Raw genomic sequence first — 13,298 nt, 5'->3', positions numbered from 1 at the left:
CTTAATTCAGCTCGGCGGCTACGTCGGGTTTGATCAGGCAGTCGCTGCGGGGATAGCTGACGCACAGCAGTGCATAGCCCTGCTGGATTTGTGCTTCATCGAGAAAGCTCTGGTCGGCCTGGTCCACGCTTCCCTGCAGCACTTTCGCGGCGCAACTGCTGCAGGCCCCCGCCCGGCAGGAGAAGGGGAGTTCTAGTCCGGCGGCTTCAGCCGCATCCAGGATGTACTGCTCGCTATTGCATGGGAAGGAGCCACCCGCTTCAAGCTTGATGGTGTGGCTGGCCATGGCAGGCGGGGGCAGATATCTCGTTTCTAGCCACGTTTGGGTCTAGATCTTCACCATCCCGCAACGCATGCCTTTGAGCACCGCCTGGACTCTGTTGTTGACCTCCAGGGTCTTCAGCAGACGTTTGGTGTAGGTGCGTGCTGTCTCCTCGCTGACGACCAGCTGTTCGGAGATTTCCCTGTCCGTCAGCCCGCTGGCGAGCAGGTCGAGCACTTCGTACTCCCTAGGGGTCAGCCGGGGGCAGCTCAGATACGGCAGCTGTCCGGACCGCAGTGAGGGGCTCCGGTAGGAGTGGTGCCCCATCACCGCCAAGACGGCGGCCTCCAGGGGTTTTTGGTCTTCGATGAAGTCCGCCTCGGCCACCACGGCCTCCAGCCAGGGCGCGTCGGCGTGTTCCACCGGAATGGCATCCCCCAGGGAGAGCATCACCACCTTCAGCTGGGGCTGCAGCGCTTTGGCTTTCTTGGCGAGGTCAAAGCCACTGCCGCTCTCAAGGAAGTCGGTGCAGATCAGCAGCTCATAGGGCTCCTTGGCGAGGTAGCCCAGGCAGCTCTTTTCATCGGTGACGGCGCAGCCAATCAGCTCGGTCTCGCGGAAGCTCTCGCAGAGGCAACGCAGGAAGAAGCGCCCCTTCATGGCCAGGGCGACCTTGCCGCTGACCGCAACCGAGAGCAGGACCTCGTCAAGGTTGCTCCCCTGGAGCGTCTGGAGATAGGGGGTGAGATCCATCGCTCACTCCTGAGCGGAGGGCTGGCCCGTCGGGGCTACATCCATCATGGGTTGGCGCCTGCCGCGGCGGAGTCTTTGCCTTAAACCGACGTATTTCGTTTAAAAAATGGGCTCAATAAAAAGCCCGCGCATGATGAGTCACATGTGCGGGCTTGGTTAATCTTTAGTTGACGCGATCCCCAGTCCGGGCGTCGGCTCACTCAGCTGGCTTGGACACGGCTTTCACCAGTTGGGCGTAGAGATAATCCGGGGATTTGTACTGCCTGGGGAGGCAGTGATGGAGGGTCTCCAATTTCCCCCAGCACACCGTCTTTTTGATCTTGTTGAGGGTGCGCTGTTCTGCGATCAGCATCTTGAGTGCCTTGCAGTACAGCTGATAGTTCGCCTCTAACTCACCAATGGTGATGCTCGGGGCTTGGGGGGCGGTCATTGGACTAGTCGTCGTAGACAAGGCAGCCGGGAGCGTCGGGATTCAGATCGCAGTAGACCTCCATGGGGGTGGGGTCCTTGCTCTCCTCGGGGTGGTGGGCCTTGTAGGCCTCCAGATCCTTAAGCTCGGCTTCCAGGTGAGCGGCCTTGGATTTGTCGCCCGTGTTGCGGGCCTGTTCCAGCTCGCTGCGGTCCTGGGCGATGTGGGCGTCGATGCTGTCCAAGAGCTCATCTTTGCTGCGCAGTACAGCTAGATCTGCACGCCGTTCCCTCGATACCCCCATATGGGGTCGATGCCGCCCAAAGCCTGCGAGCATGGGCGCACTCTCCCGGATGGATGGGATGGCTCTTCCTCGGCTTGGGGCCGTGGTGCTGGCGCTGTTGCTCTTGGCGAGTTGTTCAGGTCGCCAGCAGAAGGAGGCGCCAAAGCAGGACACAGAGGCGAAGCGCCAAGCCCTGGTGCAGTGCCGCCGTTACCGCGAGAGCCTGCCGCCTTTGGTGGAGCGCTATCGCGAAACCGAGTCGCGTCTCAAGGCTATTGAGGAGGAGTCCTTTACCCCTGCCCTGGCGCCGCTTCCCCTTGATCCTGAGGAGCAGCGCCTGCTGACGATCTACGACCAGCAGACCGAGCAGGAGCAGTACGAGCAAGCCGTGGCCGACTGGCGGCGCAGCGAAGCCAAGCGTCGTCTGGTCTGGCGGGACGCCCAGCAGCAGCGGCAGGAGGCGGCGATCACCGAACGGGATCAGCTCGCCGATCAGCTGCGCACGATTCACCCGGCCCTCTTGAGCCAAGCGAAGCCCCCCAGCCTGGATGCGGCAGAACTCAAGCGCTTTTTGGCCTGCTCAACGGAGCAGCTGCGTTAATGCGGCTCCGTCTGTTCTCCGCCGCGTGGACCGTGCTGATGTGGGCGGCTGGGGCCAACGCGCAGCCCCAAGAGCCCGTCGCCCATTGCGTCCGCCGCTTTGGTCACACCGGTTGTGCGGCCCGTCTCTACGCCCAGCTGCTCTGCGAGTCCTTTGACCAACCGGCGCTGCTCCTGGCTCAGCAGGCGCGCTTGGCGGAGGACTTTGAGCGGGAGGGCATTGCCTTTGAAGGGATCAGCGTGGATGAGGTGGAAACCGCGGCGGTTCGCTACTACACGCCGATGCTCTGCCAGGAGCGCAGCCCCAAAATTCGAACCCTCTTTCAGCTTTGAACCGCATGCGGCGGCGGCAGGTGCAGGCTGAAGAGCCAGGCCAGAGCAACCATCGCCGAGGAGCACCAAAGGCAGGCCTGAAGCCCGCCGATCAGGAAGACCGCCCCGGAGAGCAGCGTTCCGAGTAGGCGTCCTGCGGCATTGGCCATGTAGTAAAAGCCGACATCGAGGCTCACCGACTCGCTGTCGGAGTAGGCCAGAACCATGTAGCTGTGAATCGAGGAATTCATGGCAAAGACCACGCCAAAGGCGGCGAGTCCAGCGACGATCGCCAGCCCTGGATCCGCCACCTGCCGCCAGAGGGCGATGGCGATCAACGCGGGAATGGCGGTGAGGAGTGCGCTCCAAAACTGGACGGCGCTGACGCCCGGGCTGCTGGTCTGCCCCCAGCTGCGGCGCAGGGCTGGCGCGGACCCCTGGACGATGCCGTAGCCGATCACCCAGAGACCCATGAAGCTGCCGACTTCCCAGAAGCGCCAGCCCAAGGCCGTCTCCAGGAAGACCGGCAGGGCGACCACGAACCAGACATCGCGGGCGCCAAACAGGAACAGCCGCGCCAGGGAGAGGACGTTGATGCCTTCGCGTTTGGAGAGCAGGGAGAGGACCTTGGGCTTGCGTTTCATCTGCCCCATGTCCGCGGGCAGCCCCAGGGTGACGAGAAAGGCCAGCATTAATCCCGCGGCCATTACGCCCACTGAGGCGTTGAAGCCCAGGCCCGTCAGCAGGACGCCACCGAGGAAGAAGCCCACTCCTTTCAGGGCGTTCTTCGAGCCGGTCAAGAGTGCGACCCAGCGGAAGAGTTGCTGATCGCCGTCGTTGCTCTTGACGACGGTCTTGATCGCGCTTTTGGCGCTCATCTTGTTGAGGTCCTTGGCGATCCCGCTCAGGGCCTGGGCGGCCATCACATAGGCGACGCTCCACCACTTCGGCCAGGAGTCCGCCACGGGAATGAGCATCAGCAGGGCGCCGATCTGCAGCCAGGTGCCCAGCCAGAGGGTCAGGCGCAGGCCAAAACGAGCCCCGAGCCAGCCGCCATAGAGGTTCGTGAGGATCCCGAAGAATTCGTAGAAGAGAAAAAGAAAGGCGATCTCCAAGCTGGTGTAGCCCAGCTGGTGGAAGTGGAAGACCACCAGCATCCGCAGGGCCCCATCCGTCAGGGTGAAGGCCCAGTAGTTCGCGGTGACCCGCTGGTACTGCTCCAGGGCGGTGAGGCTGCTCATCCCTGCTCGATCACGTGGCAGACCAGATCGGCCATCCGGCAGCTGTAGCCCCACTCGTTGTCGTACCAGCCGTAGACCTTGAGCTGGGTGCCGTCGACCACCATCGTCGAGAGGGCATCGACCACCACGCTGCGGTTGTCGTTGACGTAATCGACCGAGACCAGAGGTCTGGTTTCGTAGCCGAGGATGCCTTGGAGCGCCCCTTGGGAGGCCTCTTGGAAGGCTTGATTGACCGCTTCTGTGCTGGTGGGTCGCTCCAGCTCAAAGACCGCGTCGGTCAAGGAGGCGTTCAGCAGGGGAATGCGGACGGCATGGCCGTTGAGCTTGCCCTCGAGTTCCGGGAAGATCATCGCGATCGCCTTGGCTGAACCGGTGGTTGTCGGGATCAGCGATTGCAGGCAGGAGCGTGAGCGCCGCAGGTCGCTCTTGAAGGCATCAACGACGACCTGGGTGTTGGTGACGTCGTGCAGGGTCGTGATCGAGCCGTGCCGAATGCCGAACTGCTCGTGGACGACCTTCACGATCGGAGCCAGGCAGTTGGTGGTGCAGGACGCCGCCGTCAGCAGCCGGTGTTCGCTTGGGTTAAAGAGAGCATGGTTGATCCCGTAGACGACGTTCAAGGCTCCCTTCACCGGGCAGCCCACCACCACACGCTTGATCCCGGCCTGGCTGAAGTAGGGCTCGAGGGTCTCCGTGGTCTTGAAGCGCCCACTGCACTCGAGCACCAGTTCCACCCCGGCGGCCGCCCAGGCCACCTCGGCGGGGGCGGCGCAGCGGCTGAAGCCCAGGCGTTGTCCGTCGATCAGCAGTTCGGATGCGCTGGTCGCCTCCGCCTGACGATCCCAGCGTCCATGGACGGAATCGAAGCAGAGCAGGTGCGCAGCGGATTCAGCGGTGGCCTGGTTGTCGTTGATCAGAACGATCTCGATGCCGGGTCGTCCCCAGAGGGCGCGGCAGACCAGCCGTCCGATCCGCCCGAAGCCGTTGATGCCAATCCGCATGCGTCGCACCCGATCAATCAATCAATCTTGATGCATCAAGGTTTCTTGATTGGTTAAGGTCCGGTTAGGCGCGGCCCGAGCCATGACCCCAGTCACGACTGCCCAGGAGCTCTGCCCCCTGTTCAAGGCCTTGGCCGACCCCCGGCGCCTGGAGGTGGTGCTGGCGCTGGCGGCTGGAGAGCGCTGCGTCTGTGAGCTCACCGAGCAGATGGGTGTGGCCCAGTCCAAGCTCTCCTTTCACCTCAAGGTGATGCGAGAGGCGGGCCTGCTGGACTCCCGAGTGCAAGGACGCTGGATCTACTACCGCCTGCGGCCAGAGGCGATCGCGGAGTTGGGCGATTGGCTTGAGCGTTTGCAGACAACTGCGCCGTCAAAAGCCCAGTCCTGCTGCTGATTCACGCAATGTTCACGCAGCCTTAACCCGCTCCTAACGCGGGCCGGATCGTGTGTTGCGTACATGGAGAGGAACCCCCAAGGTTTTTATCCATGACCTTCGCGAAGAAGGCCCTTCTGATCGGCTCCCTGCTGGCCGTCGGCACCGGCATGTCCGCCTCGGCCGCAGACCGCCTCAGTGCTGCTGGCGCAACCTTCCCCGCCAAGATCTATCAGCGCTGGTTCGCTGACCTGGCGAAGGCTGGTGGCCCCCAGGTCAACTACCAAGCCGTTGGCTCCGGCTCCGGCCGTAAGGCTTTCATCGACCAGACCGTGAACTTCGCGGCCTCTGACGATCCGATGAAGGCCAAGGACATCGCCAAGGTGACCCGTGGTCTGGTGCAGATCCCCATGGTGGGCGGCACCATCGCCTTCGGTTACAACAAGCCCGGCTGTGACCTCAAGCTGACCCAGAAGCAAGCCGTCCAAGTGGCGATCGGCAAGATCACCGATTGGAAGGACCTGGGCTGCTCCGCCGGCGCCATCACCTGGGTGCACCGCTCGGATGGTTCCGGAACCACCAAGGCCTTCACCAACTCCCTCTCCGCTTTCTCCCCTGAGTGGAAGCTCGGCGCTGGTAAGTCCGTGAAGTGGCCTGGTGCGAACGCCGTGGGTGCCAAGGGCAACTCCGGCGTTGCTGGCGTGATCGCTAACAAGCAAGGCGCCATTGGTTACGTCAACCAGTCCTACATCCGTGGTGCTGTCAAGGCTGCTGCTCTGCAGAACAAATCGGGTGAGTTCATCAAGCCCAGCTACAGCTCCGGTGCGAAAGCTCTGAACGGCATCAAGCTCGATCAGAACCTGGCTGGCACGAACCCCAACCCGACCGCCAAGGGCGCCTATCCCATCGCGACCCTGACCTGGGCTCTGGCCTATGCCAAGGGCAATGGTGCCAACGCCGACACCATCAAGAAGACCTTCAACTACATGCTGAGCGACCAGGCTCAGGCCAAGGCAGACGACCTCGGTTTCGTTCCCCTCAAGGGCGCGATCCTCTCGAAAGCCCGCGCTGCTGTGAACAAGATCGGCAAGTGATCCTTCGGGATGACTGATTCATGAAGGGCAGGGTTCATCCCCTGCCCTTTTTTCTTGCAAGCTGAGTCGAGTCACAAAAAAGCCACCCTCTTTGGGGGTGGCTTTTTTGTGTGAGGATTATTTCTTGTCGATTGTTTGTGGCTGTTCATCTTTTTCTTTGTTCCGCCTCTTGCTCCTCCCAGTCTGACCGTTCTGGCTGGCACTGTTCACCCATCCGCACCCGGGCACGAAGCTGATGGATCCAAATGGGGTGCTGACCAGCAATGAAGTGATGCAGATGTTGTTGAAAATACTGGCTTTCGTTCTTGCGCGGAGTATTCCTTGATACGAAGAAGGGAAGATTGTCAACCTTCTGTTTGTGGGTAAGGGGCGCTGTTGTTAAGCGGCTCTTAAGGAAGTTTTGCCTATGTTGTGACAGCTTATACGAAGCGACTTTCTCGTTGTGGATCAGACCGTGCCTCCCTCCCGTGAGCAGGGGGCTCCTCCGGTTTACACGCTGCGACAACGGCCTACTTCCGAGAAGTTGGTTGATGAGGGGTTCAGGCGACTTGTTGTCGCTTTGGCCTCGATCGTGGGCTTGGTACTAATTGGGATTTTGATCACCGTTCTGTGGGGATCAAGGGAGGCGATGGCCGAATTCGGTTTGTCCTTTTTGGTTGTCTCCGATTGGGACCCTGGCCTCAATAGCTATGGCGCACTCACGGCGATCTACGGCACGTTGGTGTCGTCCGTGTTGGCCATCCTGATTGCGGTGCCGTTGGGTGTGGGAACGGCCATCTTTATTACCGAGAACTTGATTCCTTCCGGCTACCGGCAGGTGATCGGCTTGATGGTCGAGCTGCTCGCGGCGATTCCTTCGGTTGTGCTCGGCCTCTGGGCCATTTTTGTGATGGAGCCGTTCCTTCGGCCCATTCTTCAGGTCTTGCACGACCGATTGGGCTGGATGCCCTTCTTCGCGACCGAACCCTTGGGGCCTGGGATGGCTCCTGCTGTGTTGATCCTTGTGGTGATGATCTTGCCCATCATTACCGCGATTGCCAGGGATTCACTGCAGCAAGTGCCGAATGAACTCCGCCAAGCGGCCTACGGAGTCGGCACGACCCGTTGGCAGGCCATTGTTCAGGTGATCTTGCCCGCTGCTGTCTCGGGGATCACCGGTGGTGTGATGTTGGCCTTGGGGCGGGCGATGGGGGAAACCATGGCGGTCACCATGATCATCGGTAATTCCAACAACTTCAGCTTGAGCCTCTTGGCTCCTGCGAACACCATCTCAGCCATGCTGGCCAACCAGTTTGGTGAAGCAGACGGTATTCAGATCTCCGCTCTGATGTATGCAGCGTTTGTCTTGATGATTATGACGCTGATCGTCAACATGTTGGCGCAGTGGATTGTGCGTCGGCTCAGTTTGAAGTACGCCTAGGAGGAAGAACCATGTCGACTTCTAGGCCGAATCGCACGCTTTATTTCAACCCGAACCTGCCCCGCAATCGCTGGAATTTTGCGTTGACAGCTGTTGCTGTTGCGTTTTCCTGCATCGCGGTTCTTCCGCTCGTGCTGGTGCTGGGCTACGTGCTTCTGAAGGGCGGATCCTTCCTGTCTGTCTCGCTGTTGACCGAATTGCCCCCTCCTCCAGGTCTTGAGGAGGGCGGAATCGGCAACGCCATCGTCGGCACCATCATCGTCACCTTGATTGCCAGCGTCATTGCCATTCCCGTTGGCATTGGCGGCGGCATCTATCTCGCGGAATTCTCCCGTTCCGGTTCCTTCGCCTCCTTTGTTCGCTTCGGAACCAACGTCCTGGCTGGGGTGCCCTCGATCATCTGCGGCGTCTTTGTCTATGGCTTGATCGTGAGTACCCGGTTGCTCTTCGGCCAGAGCTACAGCGCCCTTGCTGGAGGAATTGCACTGGCGGTCTTGATGTTGCCGACGGTGATCAAGACCACTGATGAAGCGCTGAAATTGGTGCCGAATGAATTGCGCTGGGGCGCCCTTGGGTTGGGGGCCTCGCAGTTTGTCACGGTCACGCAGGTCACCCTGCCGGCTTCATTGACCTCGATCGCGACGGGTGTTGTGTTGGGCATTGCTCGCGCCGCGGGTGAAACAGCTCCCTTGATCTTTACCGCGCTCTTCTCTCCCTTCTGGCCCGAAGGCATTCTCGGCCCGATCGCCTCGATGTCGGTGCTGATCTACAACTTCGCGATCATGCCGCTGGAATTCCAGAACAACTTGGCTTGGGCCGCTTCATTTGTGTTGGTGGTCATGATCTTGCTCTCCAATCTCCTGGCGCGCTGGATCTCGCGGGTCACATCCAACTAGTCCCTCCCTTTACACCCTCCTGTCCTGATTCCCCGAGTTGCCATGAACCAAGCCGTTGCCTCCTCCCCTTGCCTCGAACTGGAGAACGTCAGCATTAGCTACTTCTCCAACGTGGCCGTCCGCGGGGTGCACATGCAGATCCCTCGGCACCAGGTCACGGCCTTTATTGGACCCTCTGGTTGCGGCAAGAGCACGGTGCTGCGTGCGCTGAACCGCATGAATGATCTGATCGATGGTTGTTCGCTGCAGGGGCGGGTGATCTTCGATGGCCACGACATGTATTCGTCTGCCGTTGACCCGGTCGAGGTGCGGCGGCGCATCGGCATGGTGTTCCAAAAGCCCAATCCCTTCCCCAAGAGCATCTACGAGAACATTGCTTTTGGTGCGCGCATCAATGGCTATTCCGGCGACATGGATGAGCTTGTTGAGCGCTCGCTGCGCAAGGCCGCACTTTGGGACGAGACCAAGGACAAGCTGGCCGAAAGTGGCTATGCCCTCTCCGGTGGTCAACAACAGCGCCTCTGCATTGCCCGCACCATTGCTGTTGAGCCGGAGGTGATCCTCATGGATGAACCCTGCTCCGCCTTGGACCCCATCTCCACCTTGAAGATCGAAGAGATGATCCATGAGCTCAAGAACAGCTACACGATCGTCATCGTCACCCACAACATGCAACAGGCCGTCCGTGTGAGTGACATGACGGGCTTCTTCAATGTCAACACCTTTGAGGACACCGATAGCAAGGTGGGCTGTCTGGAGGAATTTGCGGATACCGAAACGATCTTTAAAGCACCGCGTCAACAGGCCACCCAGGACTATGTCTCAGGGCGCTTTGGTTGATTGCGAGCTAACGCCATGCACTCCTTTCAGCCCAATGAGCCTGACCGCTCGGACGAAGGCCACAGTCCGCTCGAGGCCTTCAGCCACTACAGGGGACCGGACTGGTCACCGGAGCGGTTGCTCTTTCATCAAAACCTTGAACGCTTTGCAGACCGCGTTGGCCTGATCGTTGGCTTGCAGGGCAATGGAAAGATCACCCAGGATGCGGCCTACGACGAGATCAAAAAACTCTGGAGTGAGTTGGGCTTGAGCCGCTCCCACTTGTTTGAAGCCTGAGTCTTAGCGGGCCACCAGCAGTCCAAACCCCGCTGCCCCCAGCAGCAGTGCCGCCGGTGGGACCTTCCAGTGCAGTCGCAGCACGAAGGCGACGAGTAGGACCGACCACTGGCCAAGCCCATGCAAGCTCTCCTGGCTCAGGCGTAGGGCCGCTATGGCAACCACGGCTGGAACAGCCGCGATGACGCCGTCTCGAAACGCCTGAACCATGGGCCGGGTTCGAATCCTCTCGATCAGTGGTGCTGCCGCCAGGATGAAGGCAAAACTCGGCAGGAAGATGGCCGTTGTGGCGACTAGGGCTGCCGCGCTCGCGAACCAGCCCCCTGCCAGGTTGGCCCCGGCTTGAAATCCCACGAAGGCGCTGGTGAGCACCACTGGTCCTGGGGAGAGTTGACCTATGGCGATGCCATCGAGAAAGGCACCGCTGCTCATCCAGCCGTGATCGAGAACCGGCCCCTCCAGCAGCGGGATGATCACAAAGCCGCCTCCAAAAATGAGCAGACCTGCCCGCAGGAAGACGTCGAACAATTCAGCGAGGAGGTGGAGCTTGGGCTGGGTCGCCACGAGCAGTTCCAACCCCAGCCATGGAGCCAGGGATAGAGAACGCGTCCTCTGCTGCCATGCCATGCGCAGCAGGCCGCTCGCCAGCAGCACGAGGCCAAGCGGCGCGTTGACGTCCCACAGTTGACAGGCGGCCAACAGCACAAAGACCAGGCCTGCACTCCAGCGCTCCCAGGTCGGGCGCTTGCGCTGGATGAGTTGTGTGGCGAAGGCCCAGATGGCAGCGGCCACCACCGGTTGGATCGCCGAGGAGATTCCCCGGAGTGCCGCGAGGTCGCTGCTGGAGCGCCATAGGGCACTCAAGGCGAGGACCACGAGTAACCCAGGCAGCAGAAATCCAAGGCCGCTCACCAATCCCCCGGCCACACCGCGGCAGCGCCAGCCCAGAAAGATCGCCATCTGGCTTGAAGCCGGTCCCGGCAAGGCTTCGCAGAGGGCGAGGCCCTCTTCAAAGTCTTCCGCTTTGACCCAGAGGCGTTGTTCAACAAACGTCTCCCGCAACAGCGCCATATGGGCCTGGGGACCTCCAAACGCCACAGCCCCTAAGCGCAGGCAGCTCAGTCCCAGCTCCATGAGGCTGATCATCGCTTGCTCTGCATCAGCTGCTCCTGGGCGCTGCTACCTGGCTTTTCCTGCCCGGGTGGGCTGTAGCGGCCGTCGGCCTGAAGCAGCCAGCCCGCGGAGCTGTCCTCGATGTAGAGCGTCAGTAGTTCCCGTAGCCGTTCCACCAGGTCGGGCTGCTCAATCGGTACGACGGCCTCCACCCTGCGGTCCAGGTTGCGAGGCATCCAATCGGCGCTTCCCAGCCAGACCTGGGGCGCGTTGTCGTTCTCGAACCAGAAGACGCGTGAGTGTTCAAGAAAGCGGCCCACCACACTGCGAATCCTGATCTGCTCACTCAGCCCAGCGACTCCGCTGGTGCAGCTGCAGGCCCCCCTCACAATCAGCTCGACCGGAACCCCTGCCGTTGAGGCCTCATAGAGCTTGTCGATGAGGCGTTGATCCACCAATGCATTCATCTTGGCTTTGATCCCGCAGCGGCGCCCGGCACGGGCGTGCTCGATTTCTCGCTCGATCAGCTCCAGCATCCGTTCCCTGAGGGTTGTCGGCGCCACGAGCAATTTCCGGTAGGCACTCTGTTTGGAGAAGCCGGTCAGGTAGTTGAAGAGGCTGATCAGGTCTTGCCCCAAGTCGGCATCCGCTGAGAGCAAGCCCAGATCGGTGTAGAGCGCGGCTGTTTTGGAGTTGTAGTTCCCGGTGCCGACGTGGCTATAGGTCCGAAGCGCTCCTTTCTCACGCTCACGTCGGATCACCAGCGCAATTTTGGTGTGGGTCTTGAGGCCGATCACCCCATACACCACATGCACCCCTGAGCGCTCCAGTTGCCGTGCCCAGCGGATGTTGTTGTCTTCGTCGAAGCGTGCCTTGAGTTCGACGAGTGCCAACACCTGTTTGCCGCGTTCCGCCGCAGCGATCAGGCTGGCGATGATCGGGGAATCCTTGGAGACGCGATACAGCGTGATCTTGATCGCTTGAACGTCCGGGTCGCAGGCGGCTTGGTGGATGAATTCCTCCACCGTGGATGTAAAGCGATCAAAGGGATGGTGCAGGAGGACATCACCCCGTCGAATCGCCGTAAAGATGCTCTCGCGAGCGTGTCGTCCCTCTTCTGGAGACTGGCAGTCCCTGAGGGGGGCGGGGGTTGAGCCATGGAAGGGGCGGTCCTTGAGGTCTGGTGCATGGACGCCCTGCAGCGCCATCAGGTCCTCGAGACCGAGGAATCCGTCCACCCGTTGCACCCAATTGCTGTCCACCCCCATGCCAGCGATCAGTTGCTGTTGAACCCTGCGGGGGGTGTCGCCGCTGAGTTCCAGGCGCACGACGTCGCCACCGGCTTTTCTGCGCCGGAGACTGCTTTGCATCGCCTCCATCAGATCCTCGGCCTCCTCTTCTTGGAGGGCGAGATCGGCGTCACGGGTGACCCGGAAGAGACTGATGCTGCTGATCCGGCGTCCTGGAAGGAGGGCCCTGAGGTTGTGGCGGATCACCTGCTCGAGCGGGACGCAGAGGTGAAGGGCACCAGCGCGTTCTCCGTGCAAGGCCACCGGAAGGGTGATCCAGCGCGGAATGTTCTTTGTGGGAAGCTTCAGGCGAATCAGTTCGTTCCCGCCTAGGTCCGAACCTTGAATCTCAACGGCGAGGTTGAGGCTCAGGCTGCTGATGAAGGGAAATGGTTTTCCTGGTGTATTCAGTCGTGTCGCCGTAAGGACCGGCTGAATCTGGGCCTGGAAATAACTCGTCAGCCAATCCTTTTGACGTCTGGACAGTTGTGGGTAGTCCAGGATGCCAATGCCTCGCTGCTCCAGTTGGGGCAGAAGCCGATGCTGGAGATGGTGGTGCTGCTGATTGAGGAGGGGACCTAGCTGTTGGTGGATCGCTTGTAATTGTTCAGCCGCCGAGCGTCCATCAATGCTGAGTCGGCTGGAATTGGATTCCAGTTGCGCGATCAGGGAGGCCACCCTGACCATAAAGAACTCATCGAGATTATTGCTGAAAATTGCGCTGAACTTGGCTTGCTCAAGCAGCGGTGACTTGCTCTGCAAGGCAAGACTAAGAACCCGTTGATTGAAGGCAATCCAGCTCAACTCACGATTGATATACCGCTTCGCTTTTACCGCGTCTCCGTCCATCGTGCTGGATGCCCAGCACTCCTTTAACCGGCCAAGGTTATGGACCGGTTAAGGCGCCCTGGCCTTGCTTTGTGGCTCACCATTCTCTTGTCTGTAGCCCTGATCACGGCTGCGCGAGTGACTCTTCTGTTGCAATACAGCACTTGCTTTTGGATGGGCGTGAGCTGGCTCCGGTCTTCACTCTCCTGCCTCTTGATTCAGGGTCTTTGCCTTGTCGCGGTGACTCAGATTCAGCGTGTGGCTGCCTCGTCATCACCAGATTCCGCGCCAGTGTTACGCGCTCTTTA

At 60.6% G+C, this 13,298-nt stretch carries 16 protein-coding genes; 8 read left to right on the top strand and 8 right to left on the bottom strand.

The genetic code is table 11. The annotated features are described in order from the left end of the window. Position 1: 1 nt before the first annotated feature. From H0O22_RS05075 to H0O22_RS05060, 4 genes are all read right to left on the bottom strand, one after another. On the bottom strand, positions 2-286 hold the full coding sequence (locus H0O22_RS05075; protein ID WP_185187894.1) for a 2Fe-2S iron-sulfur cluster-binding protein: 285 nt from the start codon (positions 284-286) through the stop codon (positions 2-4). Between the two features lie 42 nt (positions 287-328). After that, positions 329-1,015: a response regulator transcription factor gene (locus H0O22_RS05070; protein ID WP_185187893.1), complete on the bottom strand. Its 687-nt coding sequence runs from the start codon at positions 1,013-1,015 to the stop codon at positions 329-331. A gap of 196 nt (positions 1,016-1,211) precedes the next feature. Then, positions 1,212-1,445, bottom strand: coding sequence for a DUF3136 domain-containing protein (locus H0O22_RS05065; RefSeq protein ID WP_185187892.1), 234 nt, complete (start codon positions 1,443-1,445; stop codon positions 1,212-1,214). A 4-nt stretch (positions 1,446-1,449) separates the two neighbouring features. Continuing rightward, positions 1,450-1,668, bottom strand: a complete 219-nt coding sequence (locus tag H0O22_RS05060) for a CP12 domain-containing protein (protein WP_185187891.1) — start codon at positions 1,666-1,668, stop codon at positions 1,450-1,452. A gap of 91 nt (positions 1,669-1,759) precedes the next feature. Between H0O22_RS05060 and H0O22_RS05055 the strand changes: the two genes are divergently transcribed. Continuing rightward, a complete protein-coding gene (locus H0O22_RS05055; protein ID WP_185187890.1) occupies positions 1,760-2,308 on the top strand; it encodes a hypothetical protein in 549 nt (182 codons plus the stop codon). Next, positions 2,308-2,640 carry a hypothetical protein gene (locus H0O22_RS05050; RefSeq protein WP_185187889.1) on the top strand — a complete coding sequence of 111 codons (333 nt, stop codon included), beginning with the start codon at positions 2,308-2,310 and terminating at the stop codon, positions 2,638-2,640. The genes H0O22_RS05055 and H0O22_RS05050 overlap by 1 nt, the downstream gene beginning before the upstream one ends. Here H0O22_RS05050 and arsJ read toward each other — a convergent pair. Both arsJ and H0O22_RS05040 read right to left on the bottom strand, forming a co-directional pair. Then, positions 2,631-3,860 (bottom strand): organoarsenical effux MFS transporter ArsJ, encoded by a 1,230-nt coding sequence (gene arsJ, locus H0O22_RS05045; RefSeq protein ID WP_185187888.1) that lies wholly within the window; start codon positions 3,858-3,860, stop codon positions 2,631-2,633. The genes H0O22_RS05050 and arsJ overlap by 10 nt on opposite strands. Continuing rightward, entirely contained in the window at positions 3,857-4,861 is a 1,005-nt protein-coding gene (locus H0O22_RS05040; protein ID WP_185187887.1) for an ArsJ-associated glyceraldehyde-3-phosphate dehydrogenase, read from the bottom strand. Before H0O22_RS05040 ends, arsJ begins: the two co-directional genes overlap by 4 nt. Positions 4,862-4,943: 82 nt before the next feature. Here H0O22_RS05040 and H0O22_RS05035 point away from each other — a divergent pair, with 82 nt between their 5' ends. The 6 genes from H0O22_RS05035 to H0O22_RS05010 all read left to right on the top strand — a co-directional run bounded on the left by H0O22_RS05035 (position 4,944) and on the right by H0O22_RS05010 (position 9,760). Then, positions 4,944-5,255 carry a helix-turn-helix transcriptional regulator gene (locus H0O22_RS05035; RefSeq protein WP_185187886.1) on the top strand — a complete coding sequence of 104 codons (312 nt, stop codon included), beginning with the start codon at positions 4,944-4,946 and terminating at the stop codon, positions 5,253-5,255. Between the two features lie 92 nt (positions 5,256-5,347). Further along, positions 5,348-6,328 carry a phosphate ABC transporter substrate-binding protein PstS gene (pstS, locus tag H0O22_RS05030; RefSeq protein ID WP_185187885.1) on the top strand — a complete coding sequence of 327 codons (981 nt, stop codon included), beginning with the start codon at positions 5,348-5,350 and terminating at the stop codon, positions 6,326-6,328. 454 nt (positions 6,329-6,782) lie between these two features. Then, on the top strand, positions 6,783-7,748 hold the full coding sequence (gene pstC, locus H0O22_RS05025; protein WP_185187884.1) for a phosphate ABC transporter permease subunit PstC: 966 nt from the start codon (positions 6,783-6,785) through the stop codon (positions 7,746-7,748). An 11-nt stretch (positions 7,749-7,759) separates the two neighbouring features. Further along, positions 7,760-8,644 carry a phosphate ABC transporter permease PstA gene (gene pstA, locus H0O22_RS05020; protein ID WP_185188315.1) on the top strand — a complete coding sequence of 295 codons (885 nt, stop codon included), beginning with the start codon at positions 7,760-7,762 and terminating at the stop codon, positions 8,642-8,644. Between the two features lie 42 nt (positions 8,645-8,686). Next, a complete protein-coding gene (pstB, locus tag H0O22_RS05015) occupies positions 8,687-9,484 on the top strand; it encodes a phosphate ABC transporter ATP-binding protein PstB (protein WP_185187883.1) in 798 nt (265 codons plus the stop codon). A gap of 15 nt (positions 9,485-9,499) precedes the next feature. Further along, positions 9,500-9,760, top strand: coding sequence for a hypothetical protein (locus H0O22_RS05010; protein WP_185187882.1), 261 nt, complete (start codon positions 9,500-9,502; stop codon positions 9,758-9,760). A gap of 3 nt (positions 9,761-9,763) precedes the next feature. Here H0O22_RS05010 and chrA read toward each other — a convergent pair whose 3' ends face one another. Further along, positions 9,764-10,906 (bottom strand): chromate efflux transporter, encoded by a 1,143-nt coding sequence (chrA, locus tag H0O22_RS05005; protein ID WP_185187881.1) that lies wholly within the window; start codon positions 10,904-10,906, stop codon positions 9,764-9,766. After that, positions 10,903-13,011: a polyphosphate kinase 1 gene (gene ppk1 / locus H0O22_RS05000; RefSeq protein ID WP_185187880.1), complete on the bottom strand. Its 2,109-nt coding sequence runs from the start codon at positions 13,009-13,011 to the stop codon at positions 10,903-10,905. The genes chrA and ppk1 overlap by 4 nt, the downstream gene beginning before the upstream one ends. Positions 13,012-13,298: the final 287 nt, after the last annotated feature.

Source organism: Synechococcus sp. LTW-R (assembly GCF_014217875.1).
GTDB lineage: Bacteria > Cyanobacteriota > Cyanobacteriia > PCC-6307 > Cyanobiaceae > Vulcanococcus.
The sequence above is the reverse complement of the archived record's forward strand: the minus strand, read 5'-3'. Positions and strand labels throughout refer to the sequence as shown.